This is a genomic window from Egbenema bharatensis FJBBOT/2019 (genome assembly GCF_048077055.1).
GTDB lineage: Bacteria > Cyanobacteriota > Cyanobacteriia > Elainellales > Elainellaceae > Egbenema > Egbenema bharatensis.
In genome coordinates this window covers 5740150-5760848 of record NZ_CP182236.1, presented here as the reverse complement: position 1 = coordinate 5760848, position 20699 = coordinate 5740150, and the positions used below count along the sequence as shown (strand labels likewise).

The following is a 20699-nucleotide window of genomic DNA, read 5'->3' as shown; positions in this document are numbered from 1 at the left end:
GAAAAGCCGACTTTCAACACGATTCTATGACCCAAGCAGAAGCCTCGATTACTAGCCCTGCTGCCGAGCATGGACACGCTCACAAGGCGTGGAAGTGGTACGACTACTTCACCTTTAATGTTGACCACAAAGTGATCGGCATTCAGTATCTGGTCACTTCCTTTGTTTTTTACTTAATTGGTGGATTAATGGCCGTTGCCATGCGGACAGAACTGGCAACGCCTGATCCTGATTTCATTGATCCCAGCCTCTACAATGCCTTTTTGACCAATCACGGCACAATCATGATCTTTTTGTGGATTGTGCCGGCGGCGATCGGCGGATTCGGCAACTTCCTGGTTCCCCTGATGATTGGGGCCCGGGATATGGCCTTTCCTAAGCTGAACGCGATCGCCTACTGGTTAAACCCACCCGCTGGACTCTTGCTGTTAGGCAGTTTCTTCTTTGGTGGAGCGCAGGCCGGATGGACTTCCTATCCTCCCCTGAGTGAGGTAACGGCAAATACAGCGCAGTCTATGTGGATCCTGGCGATCGTCCTGGTGGGAACGTCCTCAATTTTGGGATCGGTGAACTTCATTGTCACCATTCTGAAAATGCGGGTTCCCAGCCTCAAGTGGGATGAACTGCCGCTGTTTTGCTGGGCAATTCTGGCGACATCCATTCTGGCTCTATGTTCGACCCCCGTACTGGCAGCCGGTTTGACGCTGCTGTTGTTTGACATCAACTTTGGTACTGCCTTCTTCAAGCCCGACGAGGGCGGTAACGTGGTGATGTACCAGCACCTATTCTGGTTTTATTCTCACCCGGCAGTTTACCTGATGATTCTGCCCATTTTCGGAATTATGTCGGAGGTGATCCCGGTGCATGCCCGCAAGCCCATTTTCGGCTACAAGGCGATCGCCTATTCCAGTCTGGCGATCTGCGTTGTGGGGCTGTTTGTCTGGGTACACCATATGTTTACTAGTGGCACTCCTCCCTGGATGCGGCTGTTTTTCACCATCTCCACCTTAATTGTGGCGGTGCCGACGGGAGTAAAAATCTTTAGCTGGGTGGCAACCCTCTGGGGCGGCAAGATTCGTTTCACCAGTGCCATGCTGTTTGCCGTCGGTCTGCTGGCCATGTTTGTCCTGGGAGGATTGAGCGGGGTGACGCTGGGAACAGCTCCTGTTGATATCCACGTTCACGATACCTACTATGTGGTGGCCCACTTCCACTACGTGCTGTTTGGCGGTTCGGTGTTTGGCATCTATGCCGGGATTTACCACTGGTATCCCAAGATGACCGGACGGATGATGAATGAAACCCTGGGACGGATTCATTTTGTGATGACGTTCATTGGCACAAACCTGACCTTCCTGCCCATGCACCAGCTTGGACTACAGGGAATGCCGCGTCGGGTGGCAATGTACGATCCACAGTTTGCATTTGTGAATCAGCTCTGCACGATCGGAGCCTTTGTCCTGGCCTTTTCCACGGTTCCTTTTTTAATCAACGCCATCTGGAGTTGGTCACGCGGTGAAAAAGCATCAGGTAATCCCTGGGATGCCCTAACCCTGGAATGGACGACCGATTCTCCGCCCATCATCGAGAACTGGGAAGTTTTACCCGTCGTTACCCACGGCCCCTATGCCTATGGGATGAATGGTCGCAGCGCACCGGCTGAAGAAGAGGTTGCTGTTTCAAGTTCTTAAGTGTTCAGTGAATGGGGAGCAGGTTATTGGTAATCGGTGATAGGTTAAGGGGAGAAGACAGGCGATTGAGTGATTACGGCGTTTCCCTTGTCTGTGCTCTCACTCAATCTACGCCAAAACCTGCCCCCACTCCCCACTCCCTACCCCCTACTCCTAAACGTTCAATTTGCCTCCTACGCTTATGCAAGGTTCCACAGTCGATCCCTCTCAAGCAGAACTCAACTCCTACGTTCCCCCCGAAGCGGTTGATGCCCATGAAGAACATCCCGATTTGCGCGTCTGGGGACTATTGACGTTTCTGCTCTCTGAATCTTTGATGTTTGGTGGTTTCTTTGCCGCCTATTTGCTGTTGCGTGGTGCTGCTGAAGCCTGGCCCCCGGAAGGGACAGAAGTGGAGCTACTGCTGCCAACCATTAACACGATTATCCTGGTGTCCAGTAGTTTTGTGATTCACTACGGCGATACAGCGATTAAGAAAGATGATGTTAAGGGTATGCGGAAGTGGTACCTCGCCACTGCCCTGATGGGCGCAGTTTTCCTGGCGGGTCAGGCCTATGAGTACGCAACCCTGGGTTATGGGCTCAGCACCAACATCTTTGCCAATTGCTTCTACCTGATGACCGGTTTCCACGGACTGCACGTTTTTGTAGGAATCCTGCTGATTCTGGGCGTGTTGTGGCGATCGCGTCGTCCTGGACACTATTCTTCCCACAAGCATACGGGGATTGAGATGGCGGAAATCTACTGGCACTTTGTAGATATTATCTGGATTGTGCTGTTTTCGCTGCTATACATTCTGACCCTGTTCTAAGGTGCTGCCCTAATTCACGCCTGAAGTTTTGCTGTGGGTGAATCCAAATTATTGAAATGTAGTTGAGGCATCTCGCAGACTGTGAGGTGCCTATTACTTTGAACGCTCCAGACAGGGTTCGAACCTGTGGCCGACCGCTTAGAAGGCGGTTGCTCTATCCACTGAGCTACTGGAGCAGGAGATGCATCTCTCATCAACGCTAGATTGAACGCTAGATTTGAATTGATACCTGAGCGATCGTTATCCATTCCCCTAATTTTGGGAAAAATAGGGTTGATGAATCGCGTCATGAGATCATGCTTCGTCCCAACCAATATAGCATCCGCATGAAGGGTCTGTTCAGGCATTCGATCGGTTTTTCAGCTGTTCGGGGTTTTGTGCTTTGAATCGCCAGGATGTCATCGTGACCTTTTAATAACAGGTGTACACTTAAAACCGAGTTATAGACACAATGGGCTAGTCTCACAAAGCCTGATCTAACCCCCGCCCCTGACAGGAGTCAATTGGCAACGTCATGTTTATCTTGAAACGGCAGGATGTTGACATTACAACCATTCAACACCCGAAAAAAGACCAACAGATCCCGATTCTCCATTACCAGGGTCAGACGTTTCGCCTGTTAAGCGTTTTTAATGCAGCGCAGGAGGAAGACGCAAAGGCATTTTGGCGGGAATTAACCGACAACCGGGGTAAAGCTTGTGTGCTGTTGGAGGAGCCAGAGCGATATAGCGTTTGGGGAAAAGTCCGTCTGGATCAGGGTTCCAGCGATGAGATGGAGGGACAGGGGGAAAGTGATGAAACTGAACCTTCGTTTATTCAGGCCTGTCTGTTGCTGCTGCAAGCAGTTTACATTGATATTGAAGATTTGCTGGGGGCGCGGCAGGTTGGTGCGTTTCAGAAGGAAATTACCGATGTTTTTCGTCGGTGCCAGTTTCCCCAGGCGGATTCTCCGACCGCTGTGAATCAATTGTTAACCCTTGATCCCCTCACTTCATCCAGCGTTCCCCCCTGGCAGGAGCACCACCTGAACACGTTGTTGCAGGAGTTGTATCGTCTGGGTAAGCAACACTTTGGCAATGCCAGTTTTACAGAACGGGTGATGGATGTCCTCCAGGATATGCCGATGCGGGAGCGGGGACAGTTTATGTCCTGGTTGAAGCGATCGCCCAATGGCAAGCTCTGGCATTGAAGGGGTTGTGATCCAGGGTGGATTTTGGGAGTCCCAAACGCCAGGAACATTAGCGAATTTAGGTTACAGAATGGGGGACTGAGGTTGAAATTCTGCGGGTTTTGGGCATGATTAGGTAGATGTTTAGCCCATCCATTACAGGAGAAATGGTCTGCTGACATTAGATGCATGTCACTTAGGATGCAGATATCTCTACGATTGATCCTGTTTACTGTCCGAGGAGCAGCCCCTTGAATACCAAGCCATCTACCAGCAAACCATTTTTGTCGGTTCAAACGATCGTCCTGGCATCGGTCGCCTGGGCGGTAATTTCACTCATGTTTTTTTTGCTGTTTAGCATCTCGCCCATTCAGGGAGAACGCCCGCATTGGTATATTGTCATTACCTACATTCTTGAACAGGTGCCGTTTTTAGTGGCTGGCTTGCTGTGTTTTCGCAACTGGCGCAGCTCTCAAATTGTTAGCGGTCGTACGGTCTGGCTCGCCTTTGGGCTGGGTATGATGTCTTACTTTATCGCTAACCTGTTTCTAGCCTACTGGGAACTGGGTTTGGGGTTAACACCCGATGTTTCTCCTGGTGATTTGTTCTTCATCCTGACCTACGTTTTTCTGGGCTGGGGCATGGTGCAGGCAGTGATGTCTAAGCAACTGAGTTTAACCAAGATTCAGTGGGTCATTCTGGCTGGAATTGCGGTGGGTGGCGTAGTGATTGCCCTAATATTTGTGCCGGGACCGGAAGAAGTGTCTCTGGATGCAGTGCTGCCTGGTATCGAGTCAGCGGAAGTGGCTCCCAATGTTGCCGAGAGTCCTGATCCGATCGCGGCTGCGCCAGAGCTTGAAGCGGTGCCCGAAATCTCCCCTGTCCCTCCAACCGAACCTGCTGCCTCTGATGTACCAGCCTGGGCCGAAGCAGTGGACGAACGACTGGCTCCCCTGGCTAATCTGGTGACGTGGCTCTATATCATCGGGGATGTGATCCTGGTAGTCATGGCAACAACGTTACTATTAGCCTTTTGGGGTGGACGGTTTTCTCTGTCCTGGCGGTTTATTGCAGCAGCAGTGTTTTGCTACTACATTGCCGACATCTGGTTTAACTACGCGATTAACTATATTCCCGACTACCAAACGGGAGCCTTGCCAGAAGTCTTCTGGATTTTTAGCGGTTGCCTGTTCGCCATTGGGGCAGCTCTGGAATATCATCTGTCGAATGTGCGTCGTCGGGCCAGCCGCAGACGAGCTTAGCCATTCTTTGGCGTTTCGCTTACAGTGGAGAAAGGGTTCGTCAAGTTTCATGAGGTTGCAACGAAGTCGATGCCCGAATAATTGCCATTTTTGTTACAATCCAGTAGCGAATTAAGAGTACGGTTCGAGGAACACTTCCGGCATGGCTCCTAGAAAACTGTCTGATGCTGACCGACAAGACATTTTGAATCGCTATCGTCAGCCAGAGGAAACGACGGTTACAATAGCGAACCACTACGGAGTGAGTACCAGTACAATCAGCCGGATTCTCAAGCAAAACTTTTCTGAGGATGAGTACGATAACCTGATTCAGCAGAAGCGATCGGGGGGGTATAAATCTTCAAGTTCAGCCTCCCACCATCCAGCGGAGTTGTCCCTCAGCGATCAATCCCCTGATGTAGTAACTGCTGCATCTGCCCCAGAGGAAAGCCTTTCATCCAAGCCGTCTCCCCGGTTGCGTAAGCGATCGTCACCGGACGTTCCAGAAGTTCCTGATTTAGAAGAGGAGCTAACTTCGGCCCAGTCCTCCATTCAGCCACCCATTTCAAAGCGGCCCAACTCCAGGCGGCGGCGTTCCATGGATCAATCCGCTCAACTCGAACTGAGCACGGATCCTGGGTTTGTGGATCCTGATTTAGAACCTCTGGAAGAGGAGGAAGATTTTGATGCGGATCAGCCCGTTCTAACTGAAAAAGAACTCAAGGAAATTCAGGCAGAGTTGGGTAAACCCAGACCTAAGGGGGGGATTCCCAGGAAAAAACGGGTGGAGGCGGAGATTGAGGAAGATCTGGAGGATGCAGAAGAAGATTTAGAGGCGGATTTGGATGACGATCTAGACGAGGATCTGGATGATGATCTGGATGATGATGACTTCGACGATGAGGACGACGACGATGACCTCGATCTAGCCGCCCAATCAAAGCATTTTTCAGCCGTTCATATTCATAGTGGTGCGTTCGTCCAAATTCTGCCCCTGGCAGAAGCTGAAATTCCTCGAACTTGCTACATTGTGGTCGATCGATCGTCTGAATTGATCACGCGCCCACTCAAGGATTTTGCCGACCTGGGGCAAATTCCAGAGGAGGAAACTCTGGCGAAAACCCTACCCATTTTTGATAATCATCGTGTGGCTAAACGGTTTACTCGACGGATGCAGCGAGTGGTGAAGGTTCCCGATAGCAGGGTATTACAAAAGGCCAGCCCCTATCTTCAGGCGAAGGGGATTACTCGCGTATTGATTGACGGGAATGTGTATTCCCTTTAGCTAACTTAGATTAATCCAATAATCTGGAATCTGGAATTCTTGTGGGGTGGGCATCTTGCCCGCCCAGTCAACGAAGCAGAATCGTTGCAATGGATCCTGTTACTCCATTGCTTCAGCGTTTGATCGGAGACTGACCGGGGAATTATGGTTCCTCTGATTTATTATTGCGTTCTTCAGTACTATCCGGCTGGATTAACTCTCGTTGCACTGCCTCTGTAATGACGCGACGGAGCCATTCCGTTCGATCGGGCAGATTATGGACGATCGCATAGACGGATTCGGGCAAGCGAATGCCAATGACTTTCTTGGAGAGGGGTTCATCACCCACCTGAGTAAAGGTTCCCCCTTCGGAGCGTTGTCTGGGATTCAGGAGCGGCATAAGGATTCACTCAATTTGACTAAGACCATGCTAACACGCATTTACTGTTATAGTACACTATCTTTGTTAACGCGCATAAATCGTTGTTTTTCTCTTTGAGAAGAAAGTGATTAAAACCGTAAATTTATACGGGTTAACACGCCATAAAATAAATGTACTACTGTTGCTATAATGGAAGGGTAGAAAAGGGGATGGTTGAAATTCATTGAGTTAATCGATGAAGCTGAACGATCGCCGCTCCACAACTGGGTAAGTCCAATGACAACACTACTTGATCAAGATGCTGTTCAGTCTGCCTTGAAGTTAGCTGCCTCAGAGTTGCAGTCTCATTTCCTGCACGAAGAAGGCGAACTGTATCGGACGGATGATTTGCAGCAAGCTTTGAACCATTGGCTGGAACTCTCTATTGAGTCACTGGTGGATGATGTGCTGTTTCATGCGGTGGAGGGCGATCGCTCCTATGCATTCAACCGAGAAGCGTTTGAGGCTCAGATGCGCCGGATGCAGCCCGTCAAACGCCCTATTCACGGGGAAATTCAGCCTGTAAAGGTTCAGTCCAATCAACCACAAGCTGCCTAGCGATGGTTGGAAAGCCATCATGAGTCAAGAGAACAGGAAGGAAACAAATGAAATTACTGGATTATCCTGCCGCCATTGCTGAAAAGCAACACCAATTGCTCCGGGCCGATCAACACATTCGTCGTTTGAAGGATGTCGTCGATCGGTTGACGGCAGAAATTGATACGGACATTGCTTTTGATACCGAACTCCGCAATGATGCCCAGCGGAAGGCCAAGCGAATTGAAATGATGAACGGGGCAACCTACCGGAAGGCTCTGGCAAATTTGCAGATTGCCTACGATGAACGGGCGGAACTAGAGATCGATCTCAACCTGTTGCGGAATCAGTTCTCGGTCTTGAAGTTAGAAAAGCGAGAAACGATCGCCACCCGTGAGTTACAGGTTCTTGATGCAGCTTGATGTGGGGCAGTCACTCCGCCTCGGTGAGTGTTAATCTGTGGGAAGATTCGTACCTTATACGTTATTGCTCTATCTGCTGCGGCACATAGGGCATATTGATCTTGTTGATCTTAATCCTCCTTCATTCACTGGGTTGCTCACCGGATGCACAAGAATTCCTATTTCGACACTGAAAATCGTCACAAGTCCTTTGAACTACCAGGCGCACGCCCCCATTACAATCCCGATCGCCCTGGGCAGGTGGAACATATTTTCCTGGATCTGGCCCTGGATCTACCGAGCAAAACCTATTGCGGTACTTGCCACATTCACCTGAATCCCATCCGGGATGGGGTAGACGGCCTGACGTTGGATGCAGTGGATTTACAAATTGCTGCGGTGGAAGTAGATAGTGTTCCCCAACCCTTTGAATATGATGGTGAACAGCTTCAGGTACGGTTGACTCAAATCACTCAAACGGGAGTACCCATTGTCCTGTCGATCGCCTATTCAGTAGAGCAGCCTCAACGGGGACTGTATTTTATTTCTCCTACAAAAGATTATCCTCAGAAGCCGATTCAGGTTTGGACCCAGGGTGAGGATGAAGATTCCCGGTACTGGTTTCCTTGCTTTGACTACCCTGGACAGTTGGCCACTTCAGAAATTCGGGTACGAGTGCCCAAACCGCTGATCGCAATTTCCAATGGGGTGTTAGTCGAAACCCAGGAAGATGGCGATGCCAAGATCTATCATTGGCGACAGGAGCAGGTTCATCCCACCTACCTGATGACGCTGGCGGTGGGGGACTTTGCGGAGCTACAGGACGAATGGCAGGGCATTCCCGTCACCTACTATGTGGAAAAAGGGCGAGAGGCAGATGCTCGGCGCACGATGGGTAAAACGCCGGAAATGCTGGAGTTTTTTAGCCAGACCTTTGGCTATCGCTATCCCTATCCCAAATATGCTCAGGTGTGTGTCGAAGATTTCATCTTTGGCGGCATGGAAAATACATCTACAACATTACTGACCACTCGCTGTCTACTGGATGAGCGGGCCGCGTTGGACAACCGAGCCGCTGAAAATTTAGTGGCCCATGAATTGGCCCATCAGTGGTTTGGGGATCTGGTGGTGATTAAGCACTGGTCCCACGCCTGGATTAAGGAAGGAATGGCAACCTATTCAGAAGTGCTGTGGACAGAAAATCAGTTGGGTGCAGAGGAAGCCGCCTACTATCGCCTCAATGAAGCCCGAAATTATCTGGCCGAGGATTCTTCCCGCTACCGTCGTCCCATCGTCACCCACGTTTATCGAGAAGCCATTGAACTGTACGATCGCCACCTGTACGAGAAGGGGGCTTGTGTCTACCACATGATTCGATCGGAGTTGGGAGATGCCCTGTTTTTTAAGGCAATTCATACCTTTGTGCAGGACAATGCTCACCAAACGGTGGAAACGGTGGATCTCCTGCGGGCGATCGACAAAGCAACAGGCCGGAATTTGCAGTTTCTGTTTGATCAGTATGTATTCCGGGGCGGACACCCGGACTATAAGGTGGCGTATTCCTGGGATGGAGATAGCCATCTGGCAAAAGTCACGGTGACTCAAACTCAGTCTAAGGACGGGGATAAGAGCAGCAACAGTGGGCTGTTTGACCTGAAAATTGCGATCGGATTTGGCTATAGCGAATCTGAACAAGCAAAAACCCAGATCAAGCCCTTTACCGTGCGGATTCATGAGCGGGAGCAGGCTTTCTACTTTCCCCTGGAACAAAAGCCCAATTTCATTAGCTTTGATCTGGGCAATTCCATCCTGAAAACGGTAACGCTGGAGTATCCAGTCTCAGAACTGAAAGCCCAACTTCAGCACGATCCCGATCCGATCTCCCGAACCTATGCTGCGGAAGCTCTGGCGAAAAAAGGTGGATTGGAGGCAGTCAAGGCCTTGTCGGCTGCTCTGGAACAGGAACCGTTTTGGGGCGTTCGGGTAGAGGTAGCCAAACAGCTTGCATCAGTGAAGCTGGATCAGTCCGTGGCAGGATTAACCGCAGGCTTGCAGGATTCTAATCCCAAGGTGCGGCGAGCGGTGGTTGATGCTCTGGCCAAACTCAAAACCCAGGACAGCTACGATGCCCTGAAACCGATCGCCCAACAGGGAGATCCCAGCTACTATGTGGAAGCAGCGGCGATTTCTGGACTGTGCGGTGTGGCAGCGGTGCGCGCGGATGAAACGCTGGAAGCAGAAGTGCTGGATTTAATGCAGTCGATTTTGCAGGCGCGATCGGGTTGGAATGAAACCGTTCGGAGTGGAGCAATCAGCGGCCTCAGCAAGCTGAAAACCTCGGAGGCTGCGCTCAATTTGATTCTGCAATATACGGCGGCCGGGGTTCCTTCAGCTCTGCGGCTGGCTGCGATTCGGGCACTGGGAGCCATTTCGACGGGACAAACTCCGGTCAACCTGGAGCGGATTCTCAATCGGTTGGATGAACTCTCACGGGAATCATTTTTCCTGACTCAGGTGTCGGTGGTGAATGCCCTGGGACAAATGGAAACTCGAAGGGCGATCGGATTTCTGCAAGCTCTGGCGGATCAAACCCCGGATGGGCGAGTGCGGCGGATGGCAGAAGAAGCGGTGCAGCGGGTTCAGAAGGCGATCGGTAAAGATCAAGCCGTTAAGAAAGTGCAGGATGAGCTGGATCAATTGAAGAAAGACAATCAGGAGTTGCGGAGTCGGCTAGAGAATCTGGAGGCAAAATCCAAGAACCGACCAAGCACCGACGACCTCTAACTTTGGCGGGTTGGGCATCTTGTCTGTCCAACCTTCTGAGGGGTCATTGCCTGATTTTCAGTTCTCCGGTTTCAGTTCGTTCCCAAAATTGGCTAGGCTAGGGAAGCTGGTTATTTTATCTGATGGGGATGAGATATGTCTGATGCATTGTCGCCGCAAGTGAGCGATCGTATTTGCAAGCATATGAATGATGATCATGCGGATGCGATTAAGCTCTATGCCAGGGTCTTCGGTGGTGAGGTGAAGGCAAGTGCTGCTGAGATGGTCAAGATTGATCCTGAAGGCATGGATCTGTCGGTGCAGGTGAACGATGAAACGAAGCCTGTGCGAATCACGTTTGATCATGAATTGCAGGATTCAGAAGATGCGCACCAAACTTTGATTGCGATGGTGAAGGAAGCGCGTCAACGCATTGCGGCCAGTTCTAGCTGATTGACTTGCAAATTACAAGGATTGTGAATCAAATAACCTGTGCAGTGTTCTACTTGGTTGATTGGGCGGGCAAGATGCCCACCCCACAAGAGTTCTAGCTGAATCGGTTGAGCGAAGATGCCCACCCCACAAGAGTTCTGATTTGTTGATTGGATGAAGATATCCACTCCACAAGAGTTCTGGTTGATTTGACTCACATTTCTAACCAGACTGCGATCGCTTGATTTCGTCAATTTCTCTTTGTAGTGCTGCAATTTCGCGCTGGAGACGTTCCACTTCTTCGGGATTCGTTTCCGGCGGAGAAGGGGGTTCGGCGGGTACATCCACTGAGCCTTCCCCGGTGCGGCGATAGTTTCCGGCGCGAATTTGGCGATAATGCTCTGAATTGGCCCACTCCTGGAGGTACTTGACCCGCTCTACGGTGAAGGGATGGGAGAGAAAAGTCCCTTGAGTTAAGTTGTTGTAGAGAAAAAATTTGTAGATTTGATTCAGCCCATCCTGATCCAGGTTCTGGTAGCGATCGGACTGTCGCACGAATTCATTCAGGCTCAGTTCATGGGCATAGCGAGAACTGCCCCCTGCCAGCCGCATCATGCTTTCCATCACTGGCTTCATCTCATCTAAAACCAGCAGTGCTGCGCGATCGGCGGATAATTCTGCTTTCCGCAACCATTCATAAAAGGCCAGAATCAACCCGGTGCTGACCAGATTGCTTAACCCAAAGGTCATTTCGCTCAGGTTGAATACCAGCGTCAGGGCCCAGCTAGCCATCTGAATCAAAATCGTATGACCGCACTTGATGTGGCCTAACTCATGGGCCAGGGTCGATCGCAACTCTGCCTCACTCATCAAATCCAGTAGCCCCGTATTCAGCACCACACAGGGATGATCTTTGCCGAGGGCGTAGGCATTCACCACGGGAGACTGCGAGACAAACAGCGTCGGTTCTGGGGTGACATCTAAATCTCGTACACATTCCCGAAACAGATGATAGAGCGATGCATACTGCCTCGGCCCCACCTCAATACTGTTACCCATCAGGTAGACATAGCGCGGTCGTTCATAGGTAAACTCAACAAACCGTCGCGCCACCAGATCGAACCCAGGAACGCTACGCAGGGCTTGTTCGGCCTGGGCATCCAGGGGATGACGAAAGGCTTCGCTAGAAATTCCGGTGTAGGTTGGCATGGGGGAGTGAGGAGTGAGGAGTGAGGAAGGAGGAGCGATCGGGGAACTTGGGCGAAGTTCGTAGGGATCAAGACAGACCAGTTTGCTTCTGCCTTCTGCGTTCCCTCTGGCGGGGTAGACATTTTGCCTGCCCAGTCAACAAGGCAAAATGATTGATAGGTTATTTAGCTGACGATCCTAACCATTGAATTCAGTGCCATCGGGCGATCGATTTTTTGCTTCTATGGAAAGAATTCTTTCGCCAATGCAGGCAGAACCCCTGTGCTACAGTTTACTCTTTTTTCCCTCCCTCCTGAAGGCTCACATACCCACACTCCGCGACACTCCTCACCCACACTCCAAACTACGTCCACGTTCCGCGAACAGTCCTCAGTCCTCAGTCCTACGGGCTTAACGCCCACGCTCCGCGAACAGTCCTCAGTCCTCAGTCCTCAGTCCTCAGTCCTACGGGCTTAACGCCCACGCTCCGCGAACAGTCCTCAGTCCTACTGCAATGCCAGGGGCGATCGCAACCGCACATCCATTCTTTCTGGACGGACGGAGATCACTTCCACATCCTGTCGTCCGCGCAGGAGAACTTCCGCCAAAACACCGACTCCGGCTCCGGCTAGCACTTCCCAGGCATCAATGCGCCCGAAGATACCCGACAGGATGGCAGCGGCTCCGCCTCCGATGATCGCTCCGCGCAGAATGTCGGGATTGCTGCGTCGGCTGATGGTTTCTCGATCGGTAATGACGTTGGAAACCGCATCAATATTGATCCGAGTGCCATTCTCCAGAATCAGCGTATTAGCGACAAACTGAGTCCCCTGTCCCGCCGGACGCAATTGCCCCTCAAGCTGACTGCCTCTGCGAATCGCAACTCGGCCCGTGCCGGTCACAATGTCATTGGCCACGAAAACAGTCACATCTGCCGTTTCATTCGGAGTCACGATAATCCGTTCGGCTCCTTCTTCCAGGGCGATCGGAATGATGGTACCTGTGGGTAAGCTGCTGCTGCGCCAGGAATCGGGGAAGCGTTGCCCGATCTGATAGCCAGCGGGAAGGGCTTCAGCGGAAGTCACCAAGGTAAAGGGAAGGGATAGGGTGGAGGCTAACCCTACGGTCAACAGGAGGGCGGTACGAGATTGCCAATTGGAATACTGCATGGATTGATTTCCTTGGGTCAAAATCTTCTAGTCGAAAGCTGTAGAGCAAGTTGCTTGCGATCGAACGACTTGCTCAAACGGTCGCTGAGTTCTGATTCGGTCTGATGGGAAAATCCGCACCAAAGTGTAGCCGACACCAGGAAGAAAATGACTCATCTGGAAGAATATTCATTCAACGAGATGCCTCAGCCCTGCCATTGACAAGTTGCTACTTCGCAAGTTGCTGTAACTTTACGACCTGACGATTGGAGGAAAAGTTCCCTGATTTTGCCCAATTAGCCCCCCTTTTTGGTGGCAATGCCTTTGTAGAAGTACCCCGCCATCTTTGGTGTCTTATCGGCGTAGAATTCTTCCACCGTAACCTGCTCAAACTGCTGCTGTACAAGTTGTCGAATGTTGCGATTCAGGTGGCAACCATCCGCAATCACCTTCTGGAGCGGAGTCAGGCGGTTCTGCCAAACCTGAATTTTGGGTTCATTGCTTAAACCATGTTCGATAAAAAAGAAGCGACCCCCTGGCTTCAAAACTCGCTCAATTTCCTGAAGGGCTTGCTCAACCTTGGCGATGCTGCATAGCGTCCAGGTGCTCACCACGCTGTCAAAACTGCGATCGGGCATGGGTAGGCTTTCCCCATTCAGAACTCGATGATCGACAGTGATTCCAGAGGATTCAACCCGTTGTCTGGCCAGGTGGTTCATGCCCGGATTCGCATCGATCGCCACCAGTTGATGAATCTGCTCTGGATAGTAGGACAGGTTCAACCCCGTCCCAAAGCCGATTTCCAGGACTTCCCCTTTCACCTCGGACAGTAGGGCTTTGCGATAGTTGCCATAGGTACTGTCGGACATTGCCCAGTCCAGGCAGTAGGGCAGAATTTTTTGTGAGTAAAATCCCACGATGGCACTCCTTAAAGATCCAATGCCTTTATTTTGATCCACCTTGTTTTGATGCAGCTTTATTTTGATGCACCCACGATCGATCGCTCTGGTTTTTTCTTTTCAGCCTGCATGGGAGCACTTAAAGCCTCTTCCAGGTCTGCCAGCCCAAGTTGCTCTTCCAGGATTTGCATCACTTCCCGCCCAAAATCATTGGGATTGCGTCGCCATGCCTGCAAGCAAATGTCGCCAAAAAAGGAGCCAAGGGGTTCGGGGTTCCAGAGCAGTTTCTTCGCCACCCAGGGCAGGTGGATCGCTAGCGGATTATAGCCTTTCTTTAAAATATCGTGCTTAAAGGCATACTCTTCTAAATGGGTGTGGGGCTGCAAGCCAATGAAGAAGATCGCCGGCTCCACCTTATCCGCACCAAAAATCTTCTCTAGCTCCCGGTGGTAGGCAACGGTTTGACGAATCGTATCGACAGTTTCATCAATCACATTAAAGGAGTAATTGACCGATACAATATCGTTGAATCCGGCAGACTTCAGATCACGGCAGTTTTGCAACACGGTTCGCAGGTTGTAGCCCATTCGCATTTTGCGGACTAACTCCTGGGAGCCGCTGGTAATCCCAATTTCAAAGTAATTCATCCCCGTTTTTACCATCAGATCCGCCAGTTCCGGAGTCAGGTTGTCTGCCCGAATATAGGCGGCCCAGTGAATGTCCGTCATTCCCGCATCCAGGATTTTCTGCAACAGTTCTGCTGCATCCTCCATAAACCGACGAGCCGGGATGAACTGAGCGTCAGTGAACCAGAAATTACGCACCCCCCGATCGTAGAGTTGCTGCATTTCCTGAACGACTTCATCCGCTGGATTAATCCGTACCTGCTTGCCTTCCACGACGGTGTAAATGCAGTAGCAGCAGTTGTGGGGACAGCCGCGCTTGGTTTGCACCCCCACATAAAAGTCGCCATCTTGCAGGTAATAACTAAAGTCGGGCCAGATTTTGGCGATGTAGTCGTAGTTGCAGGCCGTTTTTTCCAGAGGACTGGGCTGCTCATGAATCATGCGATCGCGGGGCTGAGTTTGACCCACAACGTAGCAGCGTTGATCGGAAAAATCCTGCCCTTGCAGCAGGCGTTCCAGCAGGACTTCTCCCTCTCCAACGGAAATAATGCTGCCCTGGGGTAACATTTTTCCTAGTTGCTCATAGAAAACGCTGACTGCCCCACCGCCGACGACAAGCTGCACATCGGGACAATACCGCTGGGCCCGTTTCATCCCCCGTTTAATCAAGTTCAAATTCCGCCACAGTTCCACCAGGTAGGAACTGGCCATGCGCACACCACCAAAGGCTCCCCTTAGCTTGACCAGAGGATTGCGGGCATAGTAAAACTCGAAGGCATTTTGTAGGGGATTCCCACCCGGCCGCCAACAGGGGCATAGATCTGGATATCTCGCCAGGAGAAGACTAATAAGGTGGGCCGAAACTGATCAATGCAGCGATCAAGGGCTGGGAAAAAGTCCAGAGGGGGCACAGTGCCCAGGTCAAAGATTTGCTGTTCTACCCCTGGAAACTGCTTATGAATATGATCAGCCAGGTAGACCACACCGATCGGGAAGATGGGATTACAGGGGAGGCGGACGTAGAGAATGCGATCGTTCATCAGAAATGACTTCCGGGTTCACTTCAGGGATCAGAGCCATCAGGCAGAACCAGCAGTCACCACTAGGGAGCTGATATGCTCTGAATTCAGCAATTCTGAAACTGTTTTCATATAACTTCACAATAGCATTCTCCCTCTGTCCCTGCATGGCAGGTTTGCCGGGATCTCAGGGAAGTGGGGCGAGAAAGCGATCTAAATTCTTAGGGTGGCAATAGAGCTGACTCAAGAAATGCGGGTGGGGATCAATGAAAATCAGCTCTTGGAGGCACAGAACTCTGAGAAAACCAGCCCTGGTTTTATCTTCAGCAGGCTAATTTTAAGGTTCCGATCGAGGTTGGTAGTCGGGTTTACAGCTAGCAGGGATCAGAGGATGTTAGCTTCAGGTGTACCTCAATGATGAAGTTAAGGCTCCTCTTTGTTATGGCACAGATTTTTGATCCCCTACCGTCGGGTGCACCGGGGCACATCCTATGTTGTTACGTCAATGCAACTAGCAAGATTCAGGTTGTTCGGATTACCAATATTCCCAACTGGTATTTTGAGCGCGTGGTTTTTCCAGGGCAGCGGCTGGTGTTTGAAGCGTTACCCGAAGCTCAGCTAGAAATCCACTGCGGCATGATGGCCAGCGCGATTCTGGCCGATACGATTCCCTGCGATCGGCTACGGATTGAGTCGGAGTTAGAGGCAAATTTTGAGATCGCTGTTTCTACCTCCGATGCTCCGGACTCCAGGGAACCTGTCATGACCTCAGTAGAGTAGGTTTTATCCTATCGTTTACAAAAAGCTGTCAGGTATTGCAGGTTAAGGTTTTTAAAATAAACAAAATGCCCTTGAGATTTTAATTTTTCAAGCTAAGAACGGAAAGTTCAACATCACCACCTCGCTGATCCAGGGAGGTGGATTTTTTTTGGGGATTTTTTGCGCTCCTGGCCACCGGACTGCCAAAATAGACAGAATGCCTTATGAGACTGTATGCCTCACGTTGTTTTAGTCAATCCCCAAATTCCTCCCAATACAGGAAATATTGCCCGTACCTGCGCTGCGACCCGCACCACCTTGCATTTAGTGGGGCCCCTCGGATTTGAGATTAGCGATCGTTATCTAAAACGGGCTGGCTTGGACTATTGGGAGTACGTTGCTCTGGTCTATCATGCTGACTGGAAAGAGTTTCAGGACTACCACCAACAGCAGCAGGGACGCTGGGTTGGTTTCAGCACTTCAGGAATTTATAGCTATGTAAAGTTCCAGTTTCAGGCCGATGACTGGTTGCTGTTTGGTTGTGAGACGGCTGGGCTGCCACCAGAGGTCTTGAAGGCGTGCGATGCGACGGTGCATATTCCCATGGCTCAGGCAGGGGTTCGGAGCTTAAACCTCTCAGTCAGTGTGGCGATCGGGCTGTTTGAGGCGCGACGGCAGCTTGGGTTGCTGAAGTAGGGGCGATTGGGATAGTGAGGGTAAAGTCACAGGCCAAACTCACCCTCTCTTTGAGGTTCTGGATGCAAATTTCATATTCTATTCCTATATATAGGTTCTACATATAGATGGATGGGGTAACGGGGGAAATGCAATCGGGCTAGAAATTGGATCCATCCCGATGATCCGCTTTCATAAGCTTTTATAAGCACTCATCTTGCCTTAAGGAGGTTTCTGTAAAATTCTCTTTGTAAGGAAAACTAGCTTGCTGACAAACCCCAGTCCGGTGCCAGGAAACCTAACCCACCCTGCACTTTTCACCCCTCACTCTTTACTCCCTCAACCTCTACATTTCCATATACATATTTATTCATCTATTCAAAATTTTAAACTGCGTCCACTTTTTGACTTTTGGGTTATCCTTAACTCGCTCCAGGATTTTGGTGATTCAGTTCACTGTTTCTAAACTTCAGTTTTCCAGACTACAAAACAGGTCTTGCTAATATAAAAAATTTCTATAGCAGGCCTCTGAGTCCACCGTAAATTCCCTGAAGGAAATCGCTCATCCTACTTTCCTCTACTTAGAGAGACAAAATTATGTGCTAGTAGAACAACTAAAAAAGGAAATGTCAAGGTCGGAATCACACCTATTTGACGATTCCCAATAGAACTTTTCAATCGAAGTAAATCGGTTGAACCTGACCTGATTTTTGCTGTTTGATTTTGCTGTAATTATGGGCTAGACCGCCTTCTAGAAGGGAGATCCAACGGACTGGTATTTGATATTAACCACCCGAAGTTTTAACTTTTTCCCATGTTTTACTACTTAAAAAAATTGCGATCGGCTGATAGGGATAGACACTTTCTTCTGAAGAGTGGTGTACACTATGCCGGTGAAGATTCAGACAAAGGCAAACCATCGATCGATATAAAAAAGTTGAATCAAGCTCAACGCTATCTGGTAGATTAGGTTTGCTTAATTCAGAAGTCTTGAATTTTTTTGCAACTGGTGTAAGCTTGTCTAAGCCTAAGAAGCTAAGGTAATCTTACCTAGTCATGTGGCTACGGTTTGTGATCTGGATCTCTGCTCAGGATGATTCAAGTCATAAATAGGCTAGAGTTCAATGAGTTTGAGGACAGTGAGTTTGAGGACAGTTAAACGCTGGACATCAGGAGGTCGTTCTTTGAAGCGAGCACATTTGCGGAAAGATAGGTTTGTGTCCTGCTCTTATCAAGCAACTGTTGATACTGGGCTAGAGCGATCTGAGTCGGGACAGTCTGAGCTAGAGCAGTCTGAAGGTGCTTCCCTGGCAAGTAGGCGTAGAGTCCGTACCTCTGCGGCCATGCTAGGTCTGGCGCTCTCAATGGGCGCGACGGGGGCTTTGCTTCCTCAACAGGATGATGGGGCGGCGGCCGCTGAACCTAGAGTGCCCAATACTGCAATTGCAGCAACGCTTCCGGTTGCTCAATCTGGTTCTCCACTTTCAGGCGTGCGATGGGTTGAGCACATCGTTCGAGAAGGACAGTCAATTCAGCAAGTTGCATCCCATTACCAGGTTAATGGGTGGAGTGTGGCCGTCGCAAACGGACTGACGTTAGATTCTTCCTTGCGAACGGGGCAAGTTCTCAGAGTTCCAGTTCCCAATCGGTTGTCAACCCAAATAGCCGCAGTAGAACCAAACCATTTGGAGGCTGCGCAATCCTCGACCCTGGTTGCTTCTGCAAACCTGGAGCAGTTGTCTGGGCTAAGTGAGAATGAGTCGGCAAGTCAAATTGAGGTCGAGCGCAACCAATCCCTGGAACGCCTGCGGCAGCAGCGAGAGCGGTTAAGGGAAAGCCTGGCGGAGTTGCGGTATGAGGAGTCGAATTCGTCAAATTCAGTTGTGAATGCCCCCAGAGTCGAGCGTGAAGCGGCTCAGGCAGCGGAATCTGGGGATGCTCAGGTGGGGGGCAAAATTCCAGATCAGATTGCTACGAGTCATATAGTCCCAACCACGCAACCCCAGAGCGGTGCGTTACCCGGAATTCCTTTTATTGCGCCGGATAATTCCCTCTCCCCCAGCGATGAAGTTGCAATCACATCAGACCCTCAAGCAGAGGTGATACAGCCTGGTGGGTTGCAATTGTCGGAGTATCGAGTCAGTCCTGGGGATACGGTGGCTGGAATTGCTCGGGCTCACAATATTCCCCAATCCCTTTTGATTGAAGCGAATGGATTGCGCAACCCGAATGTGATTTTTGTGGGGCAAGTTCTTTCGGTTCCATCCACTCCATCCACCGATCGCATTGCTGTTCCAGAAACGTCTGGTTCGTTTACCTTGGCAGATGCGTTGCCTGTTGCTGCGGATTCTGTGACTCCCCAGACGGATGTGCCTGCACAGTATGCTCAGGTGAATGAGTCGGTACCCGTTTTACCCAGTCCGCAATCTAGCTCGATCGTGACTTCACCGGTTCCAGCATCATCTGAAGTGGTTAGTGACACTCAGAATGGTGTAGAGCAGATTGCCGCTTCGCCGGATCTGATTCCGATGCCGGAGGCGTTAGCACCGACTTCAGATGCAGAGTTTACTCCCAGCGTTTCTGATACTAGCGTTCCTTCTGGGGCAAATCCCTATGTAGCCAGTTTGCTCACCGAGATTCGTGCCATGCGTCAGCAGCGATCGATTCCCCCATCGACGGCTGTTGTCGTGGAGTCTGCTCCAGAGGAGACTGAGGCAGCTGCTTTACCGGAGCCTGCAATTCCCAGTGAGGTTGCAGTGAATCCGCACATGAATCAGGCGATCGAAACGGTGAATGAAGAAGTGCGTCCAGTCAGCAGTTCTCGCCCCGATCGAGATTCTACCGCTCAACCGGAAATGGTCGCGGCGGCACCCTTGGGTTCTGAGAGCTACGATCCGTTGTTGCAACCGATCACGGGACGGATGGTTTCTCCTGAGCTACCTCCGTTGCCGGGAGCAGATACGTTCCTGCCTGAAGATGGAATTTTCAACGGCTTTATCTGGCCCGCGCGCGGGGTTCTAACCTCTGGGTATGGCTGGCGTTGGGGCAGAATGCACCGGGGTATTGACATTGCAGCGGATGTGGGAACGCCGATCTATGCTGCTGCAACCGGAGTAATTGAGTTTGCTGGCTGGAATTCGGGTGGATACGGCAATATGGTGGAGGTTCGTCATCCAGACGGTACCATGACGCGCTATGCTCACATGAATGCGATCCACGTTCGGAATGGGCAGCGGGTCAGTCAGGGGGAACAGCTTGGCGAAATGGGTAGCACTGGCTACAGCACCGGCCCTCACTTGCACTTTGAAGTCCATATCCCCGCTCAGGGCACAGTGAACCCGATGGCATATCTGCCTGCGCGATAGGATTTTCGGTCAAGAATCTTGCTAAGGAATGCAAATTCAATAGTCTGAAATTCTTGTGGGGTGGGCATCTTGCCCGCCCAGTCCAACAGACAGACTGAGGGAGTATGTCACGTTTGCAAGTTTGGCCCTCATCCCCCAACCCCTTTTCCCACCGGGAGAAGGGGAGCCGGATCGAAGTCCCTCGCCCTTCGGGAGAGGGATTTAGGGTGAGGGCGACAAAAGTGACATGCTCCCCAGACTGATCCGGATAGGTACTGAGTAGGTAAGATGCCCATACTGTTTTTTAGCGTC

General features: G+C 50.8%; 17 protein-coding genes, 1 tRNA gene and 1 pseudogene. 13 read left to right on the top strand and 6 right to left on the bottom strand.

Going from position 1 to position 20699, the window contains the following annotated elements:
* The first annotated feature begins 26 nt into the window (after positions 1-26).
* Both ctaD and ACM1PF_RS26920 read left to right on the top strand, forming a co-directional pair.
* On the top strand, positions 27-1691 hold the full coding sequence (gene ctaD / locus ACM1PF_RS26925) for a cytochrome c oxidase subunit I (RefSeq protein WP_416669069.1): 1665 nt from the start codon (positions 27-29) through the stop codon (positions 1689-1691).
* A 181-nt stretch (positions 1692-1872) separates the two neighbouring features.
* Complete coding sequence (locus tag ACM1PF_RS26920) at positions 1873-2502, top strand: cytochrome c oxidase subunit 3 (protein WP_416669067.1); 630 nt, start codon at positions 1873-1875, stop codon at positions 2500-2502.
* 103 nt (positions 2503-2605) lie between these two features.
* Here ACM1PF_RS26920 and ACM1PF_RS26915 read toward each other — a convergent pair.
* A tRNA-Arg gene (locus ACM1PF_RS26915) sits at positions 2606-2678 on the bottom strand.
* A 338-nt stretch (positions 2679-3016) separates the two neighbouring features.
* Between ACM1PF_RS26915 and ACM1PF_RS26910 the strand changes: the two genes are divergently transcribed.
* The 3 genes from ACM1PF_RS26910 (at position 3017) to ACM1PF_RS26900 (ending at position 6196) form a co-directional block, all read left to right on the top strand.
* On the top strand, positions 3017-3691 hold the full coding sequence (locus ACM1PF_RS26910; protein ID WP_416669066.1) for an Npun_F0813 family protein: 675 nt from the start codon (positions 3017-3019) through the stop codon (positions 3689-3691).
* Positions 3692-3921: 230 nt separating this feature from the next.
* A complete protein-coding gene (locus ACM1PF_RS26905) occupies positions 3922-4932 on the top strand; it encodes a hypothetical protein (RefSeq protein ID WP_416669064.1) in 1011 nt (336 codons plus the stop codon).
* A 142-nt stretch (positions 4933-5074) separates the two neighbouring features.
* The gene (locus tag ACM1PF_RS26900; RefSeq protein ID WP_416669062.1) at positions 5075-6196 is read left to right on the top strand and encodes a helix-turn-helix domain-containing protein; all 1122 of its coding nucleotides are present in this window, start codon (positions 5075-5077) and stop codon (positions 6194-6196) included.
* Between the two features lie 142 nt (positions 6197-6338).
* Here ACM1PF_RS26900 and ACM1PF_RS26895 read toward each other — a convergent pair whose 3' ends face one another.
* Positions 6339-6575, bottom strand: coding sequence for a hypothetical protein (locus ACM1PF_RS26895; protein ID WP_416669060.1), 237 nt, complete (start codon positions 6573-6575; stop codon positions 6339-6341).
* A gap of 258 nt (positions 6576-6833) precedes the next feature.
* Here ACM1PF_RS26895 and ACM1PF_RS26890 point away from each other — a divergent pair, with 258 nt between their 5' ends.
* The 4 genes from ACM1PF_RS26890 to ACM1PF_RS26875 all read left to right on the top strand — a co-directional run bounded on the left by ACM1PF_RS26890 (position 6834) and on the right by ACM1PF_RS26875 (position 10750).
* Positions 6834-7154, top strand: coding sequence for a hypothetical protein (locus ACM1PF_RS26890; RefSeq protein ID WP_416669059.1), 321 nt, complete (start codon positions 6834-6836; stop codon positions 7152-7154).
* 47 nt (positions 7155-7201) lie between these two features.
* Positions 7202-7555 carry a hypothetical protein gene (locus tag ACM1PF_RS26885; protein WP_416669057.1) on the top strand — a complete coding sequence of 118 codons (354 nt, stop codon included), beginning with the start codon at positions 7202-7204 and terminating at the stop codon, positions 7553-7555.
* Positions 7556-7699: 144 nt separating this feature from the next.
* Entirely contained in the window at positions 7700-10318 is a 2619-nt protein-coding gene (locus ACM1PF_RS26880; protein ID WP_416669056.1) for a M1 family aminopeptidase, read from the top strand.
* Positions 10319-10453: 135 nt separating this feature from the next.
* Entirely contained in the window at positions 10454-10750 is a 297-nt protein-coding gene (locus ACM1PF_RS26875; protein WP_416669054.1) for a DUF2470 domain-containing protein, read from the top strand.
* A gap of 201 nt (positions 10751-10951) precedes the next feature.
* Here ACM1PF_RS26875 and ACM1PF_RS26870 read toward each other — a convergent pair whose 3' ends face one another.
* A complete protein-coding gene (locus ACM1PF_RS26870; protein WP_416669052.1) occupies positions 10952-11938 on the bottom strand; it encodes a M48 family metallopeptidase in 987 nt (328 codons plus the stop codon).
* Positions 11939-12199: 261 nt separating this feature from the next.
* On the opposite strand from ACM1PF_RS26870, the gene ACM1PF_RS26865 reads away from it, so the two are divergent.
* Complete coding sequence (locus ACM1PF_RS26865; protein ID WP_416669050.1) at positions 12200-12394, top strand: hypothetical protein; 195 nt, start codon at positions 12200-12202, stop codon at positions 12392-12394.
* Between the two features lie 29 nt (positions 12395-12423).
* Here ACM1PF_RS26865 and ACM1PF_RS26860 read toward each other — a convergent pair whose 3' ends face one another.
* The 3 genes and pseudogenes from ACM1PF_RS26860 to ACM1PF_RS26850 form a co-directional block, all read right to left on the bottom strand.
* Entirely contained in the window at positions 12424-13086 is a 663-nt protein-coding gene (locus ACM1PF_RS26860; protein ID WP_416669048.1) for a hypothetical protein, read from the bottom strand.
* A 275-nt stretch (positions 13087-13361) separates the two neighbouring features.
* The gene (locus tag ACM1PF_RS26855) at positions 13362-13982 is read right to left on the bottom strand and encodes a class I SAM-dependent methyltransferase (RefSeq protein ID WP_416669046.1); all 621 of its coding nucleotides are present in this window, start codon (positions 13980-13982) and stop codon (positions 13362-13364) included.
* A 59-nt stretch (positions 13983-14041) separates the two neighbouring features.
* Positions 14042-15630: pseudogene (locus ACM1PF_RS26850) on the bottom strand (photosystem II high light acclimation radical SAM protein).
* A 420-nt stretch (positions 15631-16050) separates the two neighbouring features.
* Here ACM1PF_RS26850 and ACM1PF_RS26845 point away from each other — a divergent pair.
* The 3 genes from ACM1PF_RS26845 to ACM1PF_RS26835 all read left to right on the top strand — a co-directional run bounded on the left by ACM1PF_RS26845 (position 16051) and on the right by ACM1PF_RS26835 (position 20408).
* Positions 16051-16389, top strand: a complete 339-nt coding sequence (locus ACM1PF_RS26845) for a DUF1830 domain-containing protein (protein WP_416669044.1) — start codon at positions 16051-16053, stop codon at positions 16387-16389.
* Between the two features lie 213 nt (positions 16390-16602).
* Positions 16603-17064 (top strand): tRNA (cytidine(34)-2'-O)-methyltransferase, encoded by a 462-nt coding sequence (locus ACM1PF_RS26840; protein WP_416669042.1) that lies wholly within the window; start codon positions 16603-16605, stop codon positions 17062-17064.
* A 1163-nt stretch (positions 17065-18227) separates the two neighbouring features.
* Complete coding sequence (locus ACM1PF_RS26835) at positions 18228-20408, top strand: peptidoglycan DD-metalloendopeptidase family protein (RefSeq protein WP_416669041.1); 2181 nt, start codon at positions 18228-18230, stop codon at positions 20406-20408.
* Positions 20409-20699 lie beyond the last annotated feature (291 nt).